This is a genomic window from Haemophilus influenzae, from assembly GCF_003494325.1.
In the GTDB taxonomy this organism is placed as follows: Bacteria; Pseudomonadota; Gammaproteobacteria; order Enterobacterales; family Pasteurellaceae; genus Haemophilus; species Haemophilus influenzae_I.
In genome coordinates this window covers 76,966-94,775 of record NZ_QQIK01000001.1, presented here as the reverse complement: position 1 = coordinate 94,775, position 17,810 = coordinate 76,966, and the positions used below count along the sequence as shown (strand labels likewise).

General features: G+C 37.2%; 17 protein-coding genes. 13 read left to right on the top strand and 4 right to left on the bottom strand.

Annotated features, from left to right (window positions below; all coding sequences use genetic code 11):
• Positions 1-124: 124 nt before the first annotated feature.
• The 11 genes from DV356_RS00525 (at position 125) to ispC (ending at position 12,828) form a co-directional block, all read left to right on the top strand.
• The gene (locus DV356_RS00525) at positions 125-673 is read left to right on the top strand and encodes a YecA/YgfB family protein (protein WP_118806373.1); all 549 of its coding nucleotides are present in this window, start codon (positions 125-127) and stop codon (positions 671-673) included.
• Between the two features lie 11 nt (positions 674-684).
• Complete coding sequence (gene pepP, locus DV356_RS00520) at positions 685-1,977, top strand: Xaa-Pro aminopeptidase (protein ID WP_118806372.1); 1,293 nt, start codon at positions 685-687, stop codon at positions 1,975-1,977.
• Between the two features lie 101 nt (positions 1,978-2,078).
• Complete coding sequence (gene uspA, locus DV356_RS00515) at positions 2,079-2,504, top strand: universal stress protein UspA (protein WP_038440185.1); 426 nt, start codon at positions 2,079-2,081, stop codon at positions 2,502-2,504.
• A 186-nt stretch (positions 2,505-2,690) separates the two neighbouring features.
• Positions 2,691-5,315, top strand: a complete 2,625-nt coding sequence (gene alaS, locus DV356_RS00510; RefSeq protein ID WP_118806371.1) for an alanine--tRNA ligase — start codon at positions 2,691-2,693, stop codon at positions 5,313-5,315.
• A 77-nt stretch (positions 5,316-5,392) separates the two neighbouring features.
• Positions 5,393-5,584, top strand: coding sequence for a carbon storage regulator CsrA (gene csrA, locus DV356_RS00505; RefSeq protein ID WP_015701866.1), 192 nt, complete (start codon positions 5,393-5,395; stop codon positions 5,582-5,584).
• A gap of 21 nt (positions 5,585-5,605) precedes the next feature.
• Entirely contained in the window at positions 5,606-6,493 is an 888-nt protein-coding gene (galU, locus tag DV356_RS00500) for a UTP--glucose-1-phosphate uridylyltransferase GalU (RefSeq protein WP_005652408.1), read from the top strand.
• 134 nt (positions 6,494-6,627) lie between these two features.
• Positions 6,628-8,001, top strand: a complete 1,374-nt coding sequence (gene argH, locus DV356_RS00495; RefSeq protein ID WP_112119000.1) for an argininosuccinate lyase — start codon at positions 6,628-6,630, stop codon at positions 7,999-8,001.
• A 144-nt stretch (positions 8,002-8,145) separates the two neighbouring features.
• The gene (gene hslO / locus DV356_RS00490; protein WP_112118999.1) at positions 8,146-9,027 is read left to right on the top strand and encodes an Hsp33 family molecular chaperone HslO; all 882 of its coding nucleotides are present in this window, start codon (positions 8,146-8,148) and stop codon (positions 9,025-9,027) included.
• 172 nt (positions 9,028-9,199) lie between these two features.
• A complete protein-coding gene (pckA, locus tag DV356_RS00485; RefSeq protein WP_005648384.1) occupies positions 9,200-10,816 on the top strand; it encodes a phosphoenolpyruvate carboxykinase (ATP) in 1,617 nt (538 codons plus the stop codon).
• A 151-nt stretch (positions 10,817-10,967) separates the two neighbouring features.
• Positions 10,968-11,525, top strand: coding sequence for a ribosome recycling factor (frr, locus tag DV356_RS00480; RefSeq protein WP_005652401.1), 558 nt, complete (start codon positions 10,968-10,970; stop codon positions 11,523-11,525).
• A 109-nt stretch (positions 11,526-11,634) separates the two neighbouring features.
• Positions 11,635-12,828, top strand: a complete 1,194-nt coding sequence (gene ispC, locus DV356_RS00475; RefSeq protein WP_118806370.1) for a 1-deoxy-D-xylulose-5-phosphate reductoisomerase — start codon at positions 11,635-11,637, stop codon at positions 12,826-12,828.
• A 31-nt stretch (positions 12,829-12,859) separates the two neighbouring features.
• On the opposite strand, the gene DV356_RS00470 is transcribed toward ispC, so the two are convergent.
• Positions 12,860-13,669: a sulfite exporter TauE/SafE family protein gene (locus tag DV356_RS00470; RefSeq protein ID WP_005690397.1), complete on the bottom strand. Its 810-nt coding sequence runs from the start codon at positions 13,667-13,669 to the stop codon at positions 12,860-12,862.
• A 133-nt stretch (positions 13,670-13,802) separates the two neighbouring features.
• Here DV356_RS00470 and DV356_RS00465 point away from each other — a divergent pair, with 133 nt between their 5' ends.
• Together DV356_RS00465 and DV356_RS00460 are read left to right on the top strand one after the other, a co-directional pair.
• The gene (locus tag DV356_RS00465) at positions 13,803-14,885 is read left to right on the top strand and encodes an anaerobic sulfatase maturase (RefSeq protein ID WP_116961756.1); all 1,083 of its coding nucleotides are present in this window, start codon (positions 13,803-13,805) and stop codon (positions 14,883-14,885) included.
• Positions 14,886-15,003: 118 nt separating this feature from the next.
• Positions 15,004-15,570, top strand: a complete 567-nt coding sequence (locus DV356_RS00460; RefSeq protein ID WP_422567859.1) for a Crp/Fnr family transcriptional regulator — start codon at positions 15,004-15,006, stop codon at positions 15,568-15,570.
• A 157-nt stretch (positions 15,571-15,727) separates the two neighbouring features.
• Here DV356_RS00460 and rplQ read toward each other — a convergent pair whose 3' ends face one another.
• From rplQ to rpsD, 3 genes are read right to left on the bottom strand one after another with little or no spacing between them, the layout of a single operon-like run.
• Positions 15,728-16,114 (bottom strand): 50S ribosomal protein L17, encoded by a 387-nt coding sequence (gene rplQ / locus DV356_RS00455; RefSeq protein WP_005648400.1) that lies wholly within the window; start codon positions 16,112-16,114, stop codon positions 15,728-15,730.
• Positions 16,115-16,154: 40 nt separating this feature from the next.
• Positions 16,155-17,141: a DNA-directed RNA polymerase subunit alpha gene (locus DV356_RS00450; RefSeq protein ID WP_112118997.1), complete on the bottom strand. Its 987-nt coding sequence runs from the start codon at positions 17,139-17,141 to the stop codon at positions 16,155-16,157.
• Positions 17,142-17,172: 31 nt separating this feature from the next.
• Positions 17,173-17,793 carry a 30S ribosomal protein S4 gene (rpsD, locus tag DV356_RS00445; protein WP_005648404.1) on the bottom strand — a complete coding sequence of 207 codons (621 nt, stop codon included), beginning with the start codon at positions 17,791-17,793 and terminating at the stop codon, positions 17,173-17,175.
• Positions 17,794-17,810 lie beyond the last annotated feature (17 nt).

The window sequence follows — 17,810 nt, the reverse complement described above, 5'->3', positions numbered from 1 at the left end:
TTCATTTCTAGCGTTAAAAGCTGTGACACACCACCAGCCTCTTAATCTAATTTAATTGGTCAAGCGATGGCTTTTTTATTTACAAAGGTTTACACTAATTTCAAATTTACTCAGGAAATCTATTATGCTCATTTCTCATTCTGACCTTAACCAACAACTTAAATCTGCTGGAATCGGCTTTAATGCAACAGAACTACACGGCTTTTTAAGCGGTTTACTTTGTGGTGGATTAAAAGATCAAAGTTGGCTGCCGCTCTTATATCAATTCAGCAATGATAATCACGCTTATCCAACAGGATTAATCCAACCCGTTACAGAACTTTATGAACAAATTAGTCAAACCTTATCAGATGTTGAAGGCTTTACCTTTGAACTTGGTTTAACCGAAGATGAAAATGTCTTTACACAAGCGGATAGCCTATCTGACTGGGCAAACCAATTCTTACTTGGTCTTGGCTTAGCACAACCTGAATTAGCAAAAGAAAAAGGTGAAATTGGCGAAGCGGTAGATGATTTACAAGATATTTGCCAACTTGGTTATGATGAAGATGATAATGAAGAAGAGCTTGCGGAAGCACTAGAAGAAATCATTGAATATGTTCGCACCATTGCAATGTTATTCTATTCTCATTTCAACGAAGGGGAAATTGAGAGCAAACCTGTATTACATTAAGGAGATCTAGAATGGAATTGGCTTATATGGCTAAATTGCCTAAAGAAGAATTTGAGGAACGTCGCACACGAGTATTCGCTCAAATGCAACCTAATTCGGCATTATTGCTTTTTTCTGAAATCGAAAAACGCCGTAATAATGATTGTACCTATCCTTTCCGTCAAGATAGCTATTTTTGGTATTTAACAGGCTTTAATGAACCGAATGCTGCTCTGTTATTACTGAAAACAGAACAAGTAGAAAAAGCCATTATTTTTCTTCGTCCACGCGATCCGTTACTTGAAACTTGGAATGGTCGCCGATTAGGTGTTGAGCGTGCGCCACAGCAACTTAATGTAAATGAAGCCTATTCTATTGAAGAGTTCGCTACCGTACTGCCAAAAATACTGAAAAATTTGACCGCACTTTACCATGTGCCAGAAATTCATACTTGGGGTGATGCATTGGTGTCAGAAAGTGCGGTGAATTTTAGCGAGATTTTAGATTGGCGACCAATGCTCAGCGAAATGCGCCTTATAAAATCGCCGAATGAAATCCGATTAATACAACAAGCGGGACAAATTACGGCACTTGGGCATATTAAAGCAATGCAAACAACACGCCCAAATCGCTTTGAATATGAAATTGAAAGCGATATTTTGCATGAATTTAATCGCCATTGCGCCAGATTTCCTTCTTACAATTCCATTGTTGCAGGAGGAAGTAACGCCTGTATTTTGCACTACACAGAAAATGATCGCCCACTAAATGATGGGGATTTAGTGCTGATTGACGCTGGCTGTGAATTTGCCATGTATGCAGGCGATATCACCCGCACTTTTCCTGTAAATGGAAAATTTAGCCAGCCTCAACGTGAAATTTACGAGTTAGTTTTAAAAGCACAAAAACGTGCGATTGAATTACTTGTACCTGGCAATTCCATTAAGCAAGCCAATGATGAAGTTATTCGTATTAAAACCCAAGGATTAGTGGATTTAGGCATCTTAAAAGGAGATGTGGATACACTTATTGAACAACAAACTTATCGCCAATTTTATATGCACGGATTAGGGCACTGGCTAGGTTTAGATGTACATGATGTGGGTAGCTATGGCCCAGATAAACAACGGATACTCGAAATCGGTATGGTCATTACCGTTGAGCCTGGTATTTATATTTCAGAAGATGCAGATGTGCCAGAGCAATACAAAGGCATTGGCGTGCGCATTGAGGATAATTTACTGATGACTGAATATGGTAATAAAATACTAACCTCAGCTGTCCCTAAAGAAATTGCAGACATTGAAAATTTAATGAATTTTTAATAAAAATGTTTAAATTGTGATCTAGTACACAGTTTTTTATTGCTCAAAATGTTAGCATTGGAGCCAGTTAAAAACCGAACCAATCAGTTAAGGAGTCGATTATGTACAAACACATTTTAGTGGCAGTAGATCTTTCTGAAGAAAGTCCAATTTTACTTAAAAAAGCAGTTGGGATTGCTAAACGCCACGAGGCAAAACTTTCTATCATCCACGTTGATGTGAACTTTTCAGATCTTTATACTGGATTGATTGATGTGAATATGTCTTCAATGCAAGACAGGATTTCCACGGAAACACAAAAAGCCCTATTAGATTTAGCTGAAAGTGCGGATTATCCAATTTCAGAAAAATTGAGTGGCAGCGGCGATTTAGGACAAGTTTTAAGTGATGCCATCGAACAATATGATGTGGATTTATTAGTGACGGGACATCACCAAGACTTTTGGAGTAAATTAATGTCTTCAACACGTCAAGTGATGAATACGATTAAAATTGATATGTTGGTTGTTCCGCTTAGAGATGAATAATTAACAAGAAATTGTTTTTTGAATAATCTGAAATAACTTAAATTTTAACCGCACTTCTCAAATAGCGTCGTGAAGTGCGGTTTTATTTTGGGGTTTTGGCAAAAAGCCTTTTTATAAATTTCAAAAATATGCAAAAATAGGGCGATTTAGTTTTTATTTTATTATGGGTAACAAGGATTCTTTTTAATGAAAACAACAGCAGAAATAAGACAATCATTCCTTGATTTTTTCCATAGCAAAGGTCACCAAGTAGTTGAGAGTAGCTCACTTGTGCCGGAAAATGATCCGACTTTGCTTTTCACGAACGCTGGGATGAACCAATTTAAGGACGTGTTCCTTGGAATGGATAAACGCCCTTATTCTCGAGCCACCACCGCGCAACGTTGCGTACGTGCAGGTGGTAAACACAACGACTTAGAAAATGTTGGTTATACCGCACGTCATCATACTTTCTTTGAAATGCTCGGTAACTTCAGTTTTGGTGATTACTTTAAACAGGATGCGATTAATTTTGCTTGGGAATATTTAACTTCTCCACAATGGCTTGGTTTACCTAAAGAAAAACTCTGGGTAACCGTGTATGAAACTGACGACGAAGCCTATAATATTTGGAATAAAGATGTTGGTGTTCCTGCTGAACGCATTATTCGCATTGGTGACAATAAAGGTGCACCTTACGCATCAGACAACTTCTGGGCAATGGGCGACACAGGTCCTTGCGGTCCTTGTACTGAAATTTTCTACGATCACGGCGATCATATTTGGGGCGGACCTCCAGGCTCACCAGAAGAAGATGGCGACCGTTATATTGAAATCTGGAACGTTGTGTTTATGCAGTTCAACCGTTTAGCAGATGGCACAATGGAAAAATTACCTCGTCCGTCTGTTGATACAGGTATGGGTTTAGAGCGTATTTCTGCTGTGTTGCAACATGTGAACTCAAACTACGAGATTGATATTTTCAAAACATTAATCGCAAAAACGGCGGAAATTGTAGGCGCAACAGATTTAACTAACAAATCACTACGTGTTATTGCTGACCATATTCGTTCTTGTGCATATTTAATCGCCGATGGCGTTATCCCATCAAATGAAGGGCGTGGTTATGTCTTACGCCGTATTATTCGCCGTGCAGTTCGTCACGGTCACTTATTAGGTGCTAAAGAATCTTTTTTCTATAAACTCGTGCCAACTCTAATTGATGTAATGGCTGAAGCTGGAAAAGATGTAAAAGCAAAACAAACAAATGTTGAAAAACTATTACGTCTAGAAGAAGAACAATTTGCTCGCACTCTAGAACGTGGGTTGAGCTTATTAGATGAAGCCCTTTCTCAAGTGAAAGATGGCATTCTTTCAGGTGAAGTTGCATTCAAACTTTATGATACTTATGGTTTCCCATTGGATTTAACGGCTGATGTATGTCGTGAGCGCAATATCACCATTGATGAACAAGCGTTTGACCGTGAAATGGAAGCACAACGTACTCGTGCTCAAGCAGCGAGTCAGTTTGGTGTGGACTACAACAGCGTTATTCGTGTAGATGGCGAAACTAAGTTTGAAGGCTATACTGAAGTCGAATCTCAGGCAAAAATCACCGCACTTTTCTATGATGGTAAATCAGTGGAAAGTATCGAAGCAGGTCAAAGTGCGGTCGTTATTTTAGAAAATACGCCATTTTATGCAGAATCAGGTGGTCAGATTGGCGATAGCGGATATTTAAGCACACAAGGTGTAACCTTTAATGTGAAAGATACCCAAAAATATGGGCAAGTATTTGGACACATTGGAGAATTAACGCAAGGAAGTTTAAAAGTTGGACAATCAGTGAATGCGATTGTGGACGCTAAACGTCGCCACAACACATCACTCAATCACTCAGCGACACACTTATTGCACGCTGCCTTACGTCAAATTCTAGGTTTACACGTTGTGCAAAAAGGTTCGCTTGTTTCAGATAAAGCCTTACGTTTTGACTTTGCGCAACCAGAAGCCATTACCAAAGAGCAATTGAGTGAAATTGAAACATTAGTAAACCAAAAAATCCGCGCTAACTTTCCAGTTCAAACGGATATTATGGATATTAATTCCGCAAAAGCGAAAGGAGCAATGGCTCTCTTTGGCGAAAAATATGGCGATAAGGTTCGTGTATTAACGATGGGTGATTTCTCAATTGAGCTGTGTGGCGGTATTCACGCAAAACGCACAGGCGATATTGGTTTATTTAAAATTATTACTGAAAACGCAGTGGCTGCTGGCATTCGTCGTATTGAAGCTGTAACAGGTCAAAATGCCATTGACTGGTTACATAATCAACAACGCATTCTGACCCAAAGCGCAGACTTATTAAAATCAGACGTAAATACCTTAGTGGAAAAAATCCAACAACTTCAAGACAAAACGAAGAAAGTGGAAAAAGAATTACAAGCTCTAAAAGAAAAAGCCGCAATGCAGGCTGGTTCTGATTTTGTAAAAAGTGCGGTCAAAATCAACGGTGTTTCTGTTATTGCACAACAATTAGATGGTATAGAAACAAAATCATTACGCGTAATGGTCGATGATTTAAAAAATCAACTCGGATCAGGCGTAATTGCATTTGCATCAATATTAGATGAAAAAGTTAATCTCGTCGTTGGAGTGACAAATGATTTAACCGCCAAAATAAAAGCTGGAGAACTTGTTAATTTAATGGCTCAACAAGTTGGAGGAAAAGGCGGTGGTCGTCCAGATATGGCAATGGCAGGAGGTTCCCAACCAGAAAATGTGGCACAAGCAATTAAAGTGGCACAAGACTGGTTAAACAAAAATCTGTAGTACAAGCTGATTGGTGGAATGCCAACCGTTCCTTGATTGATAGGATATCTAATAAATGCAAACTAAGGAGATAAAAGATGTTAATCTTAACTCGTAAAGTTGGCGAAAGTGTACTTATTGAAGATGATATTTCTATCACGGTTTTGAGTGTACGTGGAAACCAAGTTAAACTCGGTGTTGAAGCACCTAAAGAAGTATCCGTTCACCGAGAAGAAATTTACCAACGAATTAAACAAACGAAAGATGAACCCTATTTAGGTTCCTCTTAGTTAAACAATGGATATGATAATATGAAAGCAATTATTCCTGTCGCCGGTCTTGGCACACGTATGTTGCCCGCCACGAAGGCGATTCCGAAGGAAATGCTCACTTTGGTGGATAAACCGTTAATTCAATACGTGGTAAATGAATGTGTAGCTGCTGGCATAAAAGAAATTGTGCTGGTAACACATTCATCAAAAAATGCTATCGAAAACCATTTTGATACATCTTTTGAATTAGAAACGATGCTGGAAAAACGTGTGAAGCGTCAGCTTCTAGAAGAAGTTCGTTCTATCTGTCCAAAAAATGTAACCATTATGCACGTTCGTCAAGGTAATGCGAAAGGTTTAGGTCACGCCGTGTTATGCGGTCGTCCTTTAGTAGGAAATGAATCTTTTGCCGTTATGTTACCAGATGTATTATTAGCTGAATTTAGTGCAGATCAGAAAAAAGAAAATCTTGCTGCAATGATTCAACGCTTTAATGAAACTGGCGCAAGTCAAATTATGGTAACCCCAGTTCCGCAAGAAAATGTGAGTAGCTATGGTGTTGCAGATTGTGGTGGCATTGAGCTTAATGGCGGCGAAAGTGCAAAAATTAATAGTATTGTTGAAAAACCTTCTATTGAAGACGCACCATCAAATCTTGCTGTGGTTGGGCGTTATGTTTTTTCAGCAGCAATTTGGGATTTGTTAGAAAAAACACCAATTGGTGTTGGCGATGAAATCCAATTAACCGATGCTATTGATATGCTAATTGAAAAAGAAACCGTTGAAGCATTTCATATGACAGGGGAAACTTTTGATTGTGGCGATAAAATTGGTTATATGGAAGCTTTCGTAGAATATGGTATTCGTCACGAAAAATTAGGTAAAGAATTTAAATCCTTTATCAAAAATTTGGCAAAAACGCTATAAATAGCACTAATACAAATAAAATGGACAAAATGAAAGATTTTGTCCATTTTTGTTTTATTATTAATATAGAATATTGATTTATGAATAAATATGCACAATAATAGAATAATTAATTAAAACAAAAAGGAAAAATTATGACACTTTGGGGTGGGCGTTTTACACAAGCCGCAGATAAACGTTTTAAAGATTTTAATGACTCATTACGTTTTGACTATCGTTTGGCAGAACAGGATATTCAAGGCTCGATTGGTTGGTCCAAAGCCTTAGTAAAAGTGAATGTATTAACTGTTGAAGAACAGCATCAACTTGAGCAAGCACTAAATGAATTACTTGTTGAAGTGCGGTCAAATCTGCAAGCAATTTTACAAGATGATGCTGAAGATATTCATAGTTGGGTTGAAAGTAAGCTAATTGATAAAGTAGGCAACCTTGGTAAAAAATTACATACTGGTCGTAGCCGTAACGATCAAGTGGCAGTCGATATAAAACTGTGGTGCAAACAACGTGTGGTTGAATTACAAGAATCCGTGCGTAATTTGCAACACCACTTAGTTCAAACCGCAGAAAACACACAACAAGCAGTAATGCCTGGCTATACCCATTTACAACGAGCTCAACCAATCACTTTTGCCCATTGGTGTATGGCATATGTGGAAATGTTCGACCGCGACTATTCACGTTTAACAGATGCATATAATCGTATGAATACTTGTCCACTTGGTAGTGGTGCGCTGGCTGGTACGGCCTATGCTGTAGATCGTGATTCACTTGCGCACGATCTTAGTTTTGCTTTCGCAACTAGAAATAGCTTAGATAGCGTCTCTGATCGCGATCATATCGTAGAATTACTTTCTATCGCCTCTCTTAGTATGGCACATCTTTCCCGCTTTGCTGAAGATATGATTATCTTTAACAGCGGAGAAGCAAATTTCGTAGAGCTATCTGATCGCGTGACTTCTGGCTCATCATTAATGCCACAAAAGAAAAATCCTGATGCTTGTGAGTTAATTCGGGGCAAAACGGGTAGAGTAATTGGTTCATTAACATCTATGTTAATCACATTAAAAGGCTTGCCACTTGCGTATAATAAAGATATGCAAGAAGACAAAGAGGGTATTTTTGATGCCTTAGATACTTGGCAAAACTGTGTAGATATGGCAACGTTCGTCTTAGATGAATTGAAAGTAAATGTTGAACGTACTCGTGAAGCTGCGTTAAAAGGCTATTCAAACGCAACGGAATTAGCAGATTATTTAGTCTCGAAAGGTGTGCCTTTCCGAGATTCCCATCATATCGTAGGCGAAACAGTGGTTTATGCAATCGAGAAAGGCAAAGGATTAGAAGATCTGACTATCCCTGAATTCCGCCAATTTAGTGAAGTAGTGGGAGATGACGTTTACGAGATTCTTTCTCTCCAATCTTGCTTAGACAAACGTTGTGCAAAAGGTGGCGTATCGCCATTGCGTGTTGCCGAAGCTATTGCAGAAGCCAAAACAAGATTTGCTTAATTAATATTATAACTTAGAGATCACATTGGATTTTACAAGCCTCTAAGTGCCACCTATTTATAAGCAAAAACACTTAAATAAAACGATCAAGACAAAAAGTGCGGAAAAAACCACCGCACTTTTTATCTCAATTAGGAATAATCAATGACCAATCAACAAGACTATACTCAAGACAATGACAAACTTTACCGTTATCTTTTCCAACATCGTGCAGTTCGTGGAGAATGGGTTCGCTTAAATAAAACATTTACTGATACATTAAATACCCATCAGTATCCTAAAGCAGTACAGGATTTATTGGGAGAAATGATGGTAGCGACTAATTTGCTTACTGCCACACTAAAATTTGACGGCAATATTACCGTACAAATTCAAGGCGATGGCCCATTACGCTTAGCATTAGTAAATGGTAATGATCAACAACAAATCTGCGCCCTTGCTCGAGTGGATGGCAACATCACTGAAAATATGAGTCTGCATAATATGATTGGTAAAGGCGTATTGGTCATTACTATTGCACCAAAAGAAGGCGAACGCTATCAAGGTGTAATTAGCTTAGATAAACCCACGATCACAGAATGCTTAGAAGATTATTTTGTACGCTCAGAACAGCTTCAAACTCAATTAATTATTCGTACTGGAGAATATGAAGGCAAGCCAGTGGCAGCAGGTATGTTATTACAAATTATGCCTGATGGTTCTGGTACACCAGAAGATTTTGAGCATTTAACTACGCTCGCAGCAACAGTAAAAGATGAAGAATTATTTGGTCTCCCTGCAGAAGAGTTACTCTATCGTTTATATCACGAAGAAACCGTTAATCTTTATCCAGCACAAGATGTACAATTTTTCTGTGGCTGCTCTGCTGAGCGTTCTAGTTCTGCATTACTGCTCATCTCTGATGAAGAAATTGACGAAATATTAGCCGAACATAAAGGCAGTATTGATATGCAATGTGAGTGTTGTGGCACACACTACTTCTTTAATAAAGAAGCGATTGAAAAATTAAAATCAACAAGAGTTTAAAAACAATCCAGACACAATGTCGGGATTTTTGCTCTATATCACAATATCACTAAAAAGAGGTAAAATCCTTAAAAAAATGTTTAAAAATGAGATCTACTTAACATTTTTTTATATTGACATCCATTATAATAAGCCACAGTTAAATTTTAATCTTATATATTAGAGGTGACTTATGACAGACTTAAATAAAGTGGTAAAAGAACTTGAAGCTCTTGGCATTTATGACGTAAAAGAAGTTGTTTACAATCCAAGCTACGAGCAATTGTTCGAAGAAGAAACTAAACCAGGCTTAGAAGGCTTTGAAAAAGGTACTTTAACTACGACTGGTGCAGTGGCAGTAGATACAGGTATCTTCACAGGTCGTTCTCCAAAAGATAAATATATCGTGTTAGATGAAAAAACAAAAGATACTGTTTGGTGGACATCTGAAACAGCAAAAAACGACAATAAGCCAATGAACCAAGCTACATGGCAAAGCTTAAAAGACTTGGTAACTAACCAACTTTCTCGTAAACGCTTATTTGTAGTTGATGGTTTCTGTGGTGCGAGTGAACACGATCGTATTGCAGTACGTATTGTCACTGAAGTAGCGTGGCAAGCACATTTTGTAAAAAATATGTTTATTCGCCCAACTGAAGAACAACTCAAAAATTTTGAACCAGATTTCGTTGTAATGAACGGTTCTAAAGTAACCAATCCAAACTGGAAAGAACAAGGTTTAAATTCAGAAAACTTCGTTGCTTTCAACTTGACTGAACGCATTCAATTAATCGGCGGTACTTGGTACGGCGGTGAAATGAAAAAAGGTATGTTCTCAATGATGAACTACTTCCTACCACTTAAAGGTGTTGGCGCAATGCACTGCTCAGCTAATGTTGGTAAAGATGGCGATGTAGCAATCTTCTTCGGCTTATCTGGTACAGGTAAAACAACCCTTTCAACGGATCCAAAACGTGAATTAATCGGAGATGATGAACACGGTTGGGATGATGTTGGTATCTTTAACTTTGAAGGTGGTTGTTATGCGAAAACCATTCATCTTTCAGAAGAAAATGAACCAGATATTTACCGCGCTATCCGTCGCGACGCATTATTAGAAAACGTGGTTGTTCGTTCAGATGGTTCTGTTGATTTCGATGATGGTTCAAAAACAGAAAATACTCGCGTGTCTTACCCAATTTATCACATCGATAATATTGTAAAACCAGTTTCTCGTGCAGGTCACGCAACTAAAGTGATTTTCTTAACCGCAGATGCGTTTGGTGTATTACCTCCAGTATCTAAATTGACACCAGAACAAACTAAATACTACTTCTTATCTGGTTTCACTGCAAAATTAGCAGGGACTGAACGTGGTATTACTGAACCAACACCAACTTTCTCAGCATGTTTCGGTGCAGCATTTTTAACGCTTCATCCAACTCAATATGCAGAAGTGTTAGTAAAACGTATGCAAGCAGCGGGTGCTGAAGCTTACTTAGTGAATACTGGTTGGAATGGCACAGGCAAACGTATCTCAATCAAAGATACTCGCGGAATCATTGATGCAATCTTAGATGGCTCAATTGAAAAAGCTGAAATGGGCGAATTGCCAATCTTCAACTTAGCCATTCCTAAAGCATTACCAGGTGTAGATTCTGCAATCTTAGATCCTCGCGATACTTACGCAGATAAAGCACAATGGCAATCAAAAGCTGAAGACTTAGCAGGTCGTTTTGTGAAAAACTTTGTTAAATATGCAACTAACGAAGAAGGCAAAGCTTTAATTGCAGCTGGTCCTAAAGCTTAATTAACAATACTAAAAATATTAACCGCACTTTGGGTAACTGAAGTGCGGTCATTTTTTATCTGTTTTCAAGCTGATAAATGTATTCAAAAATTTAAAAAAATCCAGTAAAATCACGGCGTTCTAACTTTCATCAATTAAAAAGGACAATGCAATGCTTAACCAAATTAAAAAAGATGCTCAAGATCGTATGGAAAAAAGCCTTGAAGCATTAAAAGGTCATATTTCAAAAATTCGTACTGGTCGTGCGCAACCGAGTTTACTTGATGCAATTCAAGTTGAATATTACGGTGCGGCGACCCCACTTCGCCAATTAGCAAACGTAGTGGCAGAAGATGCGCGTACTTTAGCCGTAACTGTTTTTGATCGTTCTTTAATCTCTGCGGTAGAAAAAGCAATTTTAACCTCAGATTTAGGTTTAAACCCATCTTCAGCGGGTACCACAATCCGTGTTCCGCTTCCGCCATTAACAGAAGAACGTCGTCGCGATTTAATCAAGATCGTAAAAGGCGAAGGTGAACAAGGTAAAGTTGCGATTCGTAATGTGCGTCGTGATGCGAATGATAAAATCAAAGCATTATTAAAAGACAAAGAAATCAGCGAAAACGAACAACATAAAGCAGAAGAAGAAATCCAAAAAATCACAGATATTTACATTAAAAAAGTAGATGAAGTATTAGCGGATAAAGAAAAAGAATTAATGGATTTCTAATCATCAAAAAATACGAAAGGCAGGCAGTTTTGTCTGCCTTTATTTTATTAGGTATGCGAATTTAGACGTACCAATGAAAATATAATCAACAAAGTGCGGTAAAGATTCTATGCAAAAACAAAACATTGTCATTCTTGGTTCAACGGGATCAATCGGTAAGAGTACCCTTTCTGTTATTGAAAATAATCCTGAAAAATATCATGCATTTGCACTCGTAGGCGGAAAAAATGTAGAAACAATGTTTGAACAATGCATAAAATTCCGACCGCACTTTGCGGCTCTTGATGATGTAAATGCTGCTAAAATTTTACGTGAAAAATTAATTGCGCATCATATTCCAACGGAAGTATTAGCAGGACGACGAGCTATTTGCGAACTCGCAGCACACCCAGATGCCGATCAGATAATGGCGTCGATTGTTGGTGCAGCAGGATTGTTACCGACTCTTTCAGCGGTTAAAGCAGGTAAACGGGTATTACTGGCAAATAAAGAATCACTGGTAACCTGCGGACAGCTTTTTATTGATGCTGTAAAAAACTATGGCGCGAAGCTTTTACCAGTAGATAGTGAACATAATGCTATTTTTCAATCGTTACCGCCAGAAGCACAAGAAAAAATTGGTTTTTGCCCACTTTCTGAATTAGGTGTAAGTAAAATTATACTCACTGGTTCTGGCGGGCCATTCCGTTACACGCCACTTGAACAATTCACCAACATAACACCAGAACAAGCGGTTGCGCACCCTAATTGGTCTATGGGTAAAAAAATCTCTGTCGATTCAGCTACAATGATGAATAAGGGCTTGGAATACATTGAGGCTCGCTGGCTTTTCAATGCAAGTGCGGAAGAAATGGAAGTCATTATTCATCCACAATCGATTATTCATTCTATGGTGCGTTATGTTGATGGCTCAGTCATAGCTCAAATGGGAAATCCAGATATGCGTACACCAATTGCAGAAACTATGGCATATCCTCACCGCACTTTTGCTGGAGTAGAACCACTCGATTTCTTTAAAATCAAAGAACTGACTTTTATTGAACCTGATTTTAATCGCTATCCGAATTTAAAACTGGCTATTGATGCCTTTTCTGCGGGTCAATATGCGACAACAGCAATGAATGCAACTAATGAAATTGCCGTACAAGCATTTTTAGATCGTCAAATTAGTTTTATGGATATTGCAAAAATTAATTTGAAAACAATTGAGAAAATTTCGCCTTATACCATTCAAAATATTGATGATGTACTCGAAATTGATGCACAAGCAAGAGAGATTGCGAAAACACTAATTAAGGAATAGACCTAGAATAACTAGGTCTAGTTTATTCGATTTAATGGAATACAAATTCCAAAATGCACATATAGGCTGCAATACAAAATAAAATAATCGCCAATAATTTTCTTGTTAAAACTGGATTCATTAATCCACGCAATTTCATTGAGAAGAAACTCATTCCAAATGAACCCAAGGTAACGACACCAACTACAAGAAAATTTACATACCCTAATTGACCACTTAGGCTGATATCATAGGGAAAAGCTCTAGTGAGATAGCCGTATAGATTACCAATACCGCCAATAATCATCATATAGTTCGTATAAACGGCAATTTGTTGCGTTTTTACCCCCTTTAATTGCCCGACAAGGGGCGCAAGAATAGAACCGCCTCCAATACCTGTAATACCCGCAATTAAGCCTCCTCCACAAAAACTAATACTACCTTTAGCTCGTTCTATAGGAGACATATTAAACACTTCTATTTGTATTCTCGATCTGTTCAAAAATGTTTTAATCGCTAGTGCACTTAAACTAACCGTAAAAATTAAACTAATTATCGCTGTAGAAAAATAAAAACTTAATTCAAAACCAATTTGCACCCCAATCACCATAGCAATAGACCATAAAATCATATTGATATAATCAATTTTAATTTTTTGCTTATGGAAAAATAATAAATTAATCAATGCGGTACACATCACAATGGTGAGTGACGTAGCTGAAATAACTTGAATCGGCAATTCGGGAAATAACGTACGTAAAATTGGCACCATCAATACCCCACCGCCAATACCAAAAATAGCAGAAACCATATTGGTACAAATACCGCAAATCAGTAAGATAAAAATTGTACTAAACGCCATCTTAGATCCTATTTAAAAATTCATTTAATCATACTTCATTTTGACGTAAGAGCATATGCGCAACTTATGATCGCTATCATATACAGTTAAAATTATTCTGCTATGATAAAAAGAATAAGGAGGATACATAGATATGAATTCATTTCAATTAATGGCAAAACCTACTGGTTCAATTTGTAATTTAGATTGTCAATATTGCTTTTACTTGGAAAAACCTCACTTAAATCAACGGGCTATGACTAATGAAGTATTAGAAGCCTATATCAAATCCTATATTGAAACAACGCCTCAACAACAAGTTACTTTCCTATGGCAAGGCGGCGAGCCAACCCTAGCAGGTCTTGATTTCTACAAAAGAGCGGTCAATTTTCAGCATAAATATGCTAATGGTAAACAAATTGAAAATTCTCTACAAACGAATGGGGTATTACTTAATGCCGATTGGTGCCGTTTTCTTCACGATCATCACTTCCTTGTAGGACTTTCTATAGATGGGCCTAAGCACTTACACGATACCTATCGTTTAACTAAAAATGGCAAAGGCTCATTTCAACAAGTAATGAATGCTCTCGATTTACTCTATAATTACCAAGTTTCTTTTAATACGCTAACTGTAGTACATAATCTTAATGTTCAATATGCTAAAGAAATCTACCATTTCTTGAAAAGAATAGGTTCATCTTATATGCAATTTATTCCACTAATGGGCGATTACAAACAACAAGCTACAGCAAAAGACTACGGTCAATTTTTAATTAATATTTTTGATGAATGGTATGCCAATGATGTCGGCAAAATTGGTATTCAATTTATTGAACAATGGTTTATGGCCTATCTTGGATTACAACCTGATTTATGTATTTTTCGTGAAACCTGCGGTGATCAATTGGTTATTGAACAAAATGGCGATATTTATAGTTGCGATCATTATGTTTATCCTGAATATAAACTCGGAAATCTTATTGAAACCCCTCTAATACAGCTCCTTAATAATAATACTAAACAAAAGAATTTTGGCGCAGCGAAATCTTTTCTTTACGAACAGTGTAAAATCTGTAAGTTTCGCTTTGCATGTCACGGAGGATGTCCAAAACATCGTACAATTCAAGGATTTGGTAAAGCACATAATCAACTTTGTGAGGCATATTATTCAGCACTTTCTCATATGGATCCATATTTAAAGTCATTTGCAAAATCATTTGGCAAAATAAAATAATATTTATCTAGTTCAAAATTTTGTTAAACACTTCACATTTTCATAATTTGCTTATAGCAGAAAAATATAGAAATTTGTATAGTAATCTAAAGTTATTTATATATTAAAAGACGCCTTTATGTTTACATTGCCCTATTATCTACCACAAAACTTAAATAAATGTATTATTTCTGAGAGTAAAACTCTAGAAAAAAACAGCTTAATTTATGCACAAGGCGAGAAGCCTAAAGAATTTTATTTTTTAAAACAAGGGCTAGTTGGTCTGTATCATAGTCTGGAAAATGGCAAAGAAACATTGACTCGACTTTATCACGCTAATGAATATTTTGGTTTTCGTACTATTTTTAGTGAAACATCTTATCATTGCAGTGCAAAAGTATTAATGGAAGCCGATATAGTTAGAATATTTCCTGGTAATCACGCAAATTTTATTGCAAATAACCCTGATTTTTCTTGTTATCTTATGAAACAACTTTCTAATGAATTATATGATGCAGAACACCGAATAAGTAATACAGCTTATAAGCGTAGTTACGAACGTATTATTGATGCCATTGAAAATTTAACTGAAAGTTATCCCGATTATCCTTGGACCTACCGAGAAGTAGCGGAATTTTGTGGATGTGAAACTGAAACCGCAATTCGTATTAGTAGAGAGCTTAAAAAAACAAGGAATTTTAGATAAAAATACACGACATCTACGAATATGCTCTTAAAATTTACCACTGCTCGCTGATTGTAAATAATATATCTAAGTAATGATTAAATCAGATAAAGATTTTTTTAATGTATAAAATAAAAAAGCCCACTATATAAAGTGAGCTTCTTTTTAGAATTAATTTTTATTCCTCAGTTGTTGCCTCAGCAACTTCTGGACGATCAACTAACTCAATGTATGCCATTGGTGCATTATCGCCTGCACGGAAACCACATTTCAAAATGCGAGTGTAACCACCTGCACGTTGAGCAAAACGTGGACCTAATTCATTAAATAATTTTGCAACAGTTTCAACGTTGCGAGTACGAGCGAATGCTAAACGACGGTTAGCAACGCTATCTACTTTTGCTAATGTAATTAACGGTTCAACTACACGGCGTAATTCTTTAGCTTTAGGCAAAGTAGTCTTAATGATCTCATGACTAACTAAAGCACTTGCTAAGTTACGGAACATCGCTTGACGATGACTACTATTACGGTTTAGTTGACGACCACTCTTACGATGGCGCATGATCTTATCCTTCTCAGAAAAATCTTAACCTATGACCAAACTAGTCTTCAGTAATACTTGCTGGCGGCCAATTTTCAAGGCGCATACCAAGTGACAAGCCACGAGAAGCAAGAACATCCTTAATTTCAGTAAGAGATTTCTTACCAAGATTAGGGGTTTTTAATAATTCTACTTCAGTACGTTGCACTAAATCACCGATATAATGAATTGTTTCTGCTTTCAAACAGTTAGCAGAACGAACTGTCAGCTCTAAATCATCTACAGGACGTAATAAAATCGGATCAAATTCCGGTTTTTCTTCCTTAATCTCAGGCTGACGAACATCACGTAAATCAACGAATGCATCAAGTTGCTCCGCCAAGATTGTTGCTGCACGACGAATTGCTTCTTCTGGCTCAAGTGCACCATTAGTTTCTAACTCAATAACGAGCTTATCCAAATCTGTACGCTGCTCAACACGAGCTGCCTCTACATTATACGCAATTCGTTCAACCGGACTATAACAAGCATCAACAAGCAAACGACCAATTGGACGTTCTTCTTGCGTATGTGTACGAGATGAAGCAGGAACATATCCTCTACCACGCTGAACACGTATACGCATACTAATTGAAGCGTTTTCATCAGTTAAATGACAAATCACATGATCTGGATTTACAATTTCAACATCACCATCATGGGTAATGTCCGCTGCAACAACAGGGCCAATTCCAGATTTATTTAATGTCAGAATAACGTCATCTTTATTCTGTACTTTAACCGCTAGACCTTTAAGGTTCAAAAGTACTTCAAGAATATCTTCTTGAACACCTTCCTTACTACTATATTCATGCAATACGCCATCAATTTCTACTTCAGTTACAGCACAACCTGGCATTGAAGACAGAAGGATACGACGCAATGCATTACCTAGAGTATGACCAAAACCACGCTCTAACGGTTCTAAGATCACTTTAGCATGTGTTGAACTAATTTGTTCAATATCTACTAAACGTGGTTTTAAAAATTCTGTAACAGAACCCTGCATTTTATCCTCTCTTTGGTTTTAAGCTTAACTATTATTTAGAGTAAAGCTCAACGATCAGATGTTCGTTAATGTCTGCTGATAAATCAGAACGTTCAGGAACACGTTTGAATACACCTTCCATTTTTGCAGAATCAACTTCTAACCATGTTGGTTTTTCTCTTTGCTCTGCTAATTCTAATGATGCTTTAATACGAGCTTGTTTTTTCGATTTTTCACGAATAGCAACTACATCATTTACAGAAACTTGGAAAGATGGAATATTAACAACACGACCATTCACAACAATTGCTTTATGACTCACTAATTGACGAGCCTCTGCACGAGTTGCAGCAAATCCCATGCGATAAACAACGTTATCCAATCTACCTTCTAATAACACTAATAAATTTTCACCAGTGTTACCTTTCAAACGGTTTGCTTCTTTATAGTAGTTACGGAATTGACGTTCTAAAATACCATAGATACGACGAACTTTTTGTTTTTCACGTAACTGACTACCATAGTCAGACAAACGCGGTTTACGAGCACCGTGCTGACCCGGTGCTGTATCAATTTTACATTTTGAATCAATCGCACGCACGCCTGATTTAAGGAATAAATCAGTGCCTTCACGACGGCTGAGCTTGAGTTTAGGACCCAAATATCTTGCCATTTTCTTTCTCCAACTAT

What these genes read in the sequence shown, in the direction of transcription:
- pckA (WP_005648384.1), top strand. Translation starts at nt 9,200, where the DNA reads ATGACAGACTTAAATAAAGTGGTAAAAGAACTTGAAGCTCTTGGCATT.
- DV356_RS00460 (WP_422567859.1), top strand. Translation starts at nt 15,004, where the DNA reads ATGTTTACATTGCCCTATTATCTACCACAAAACTTAAATAAATGTATT.
- DV356_RS00525 (WP_118806373.1), top strand. Translation starts at nt 125, where the DNA reads ATGCTCATTTCTCATTCTGACCTTAACCAACAACTTAAATCTGCTGGA.
- ispC (WP_118806370.1), top strand. Translation starts at nt 11,635, where the DNA reads ATGCAAAAACAAAACATTGTCATTCTTGGTTCAACGGGATCAATCGGT.
- hslO (WP_112118999.1), top strand. Translation starts at nt 8,146, where the DNA reads ATGACCAATCAACAAGACTATACTCAAGACAATGACAAACTTTACCGT.
- galU (WP_005652408.1), top strand. Translation starts at nt 5,606, where the DNA reads ATGAAAGCAATTATTCCTGTCGCCGGTCTTGGCACACGTATGTTGCCC.
- DV356_RS00465 (WP_116961756.1), top strand. Translation starts at nt 13,803, where the DNA reads ATGAATTCATTTCAATTAATGGCAAAACCTACTGGTTCAATTTGTAAT.
- alaS (WP_118806371.1), top strand. Translation starts at nt 2,691, where the DNA reads ATGAAAACAACAGCAGAAATAAGACAATCATTCCTTGATTTTTTCCAT.
- DV356_RS00470 (WP_005690397.1), bottom strand. Translation starts at nt 13,669, where the DNA reads ATGGCGTTTAGTACAATTTTTATCTTACTGATTTGCGGTATTTGTACC.
- uspA (WP_038440185.1), top strand. Translation starts at nt 2,079, where the DNA reads ATGTACAAACACATTTTAGTGGCAGTAGATCTTTCTGAAGAAAGTCCA.
- csrA (WP_015701866.1), top strand. Translation starts at nt 5,393, where the DNA reads ATGTTAATCTTAACTCGTAAAGTTGGCGAAAGTGTACTTATTGAAGAT.
- DV356_RS00450 (WP_112118997.1), bottom strand. Translation starts at nt 17,141, where the DNA reads ATGCAGGGTTCTGTTACAGAATTTTTAAAACCACGTTTAGTAGATATT.
- rpsD (WP_005648404.1), bottom strand. Translation starts at nt 17,793, where the DNA reads ATGGCAAGATATTTGGGTCCTAAACTCAAGCTCAGCCGTCGTGAAGGC.
- frr (WP_005652401.1), top strand. Translation starts at nt 10,968, where the DNA reads ATGCTTAACCAAATTAAAAAAGATGCTCAAGATCGTATGGAAAAAAGC.
- pepP (WP_118806372.1), top strand. Translation starts at nt 685, where the DNA reads ATGGAATTGGCTTATATGGCTAAATTGCCTAAAGAAGAATTTGAGGAA.
- argH (WP_112119000.1), top strand. Translation starts at nt 6,628, where the DNA reads ATGACACTTTGGGGTGGGCGTTTTACACAAGCCGCAGATAAACGTTTT.
- rplQ (WP_005648400.1), bottom strand. Translation starts at nt 16,114, where the DNA reads ATGCGCCATCGTAAGAGTGGTCGTCAACTAAACCGTAATAGTAGTCAT.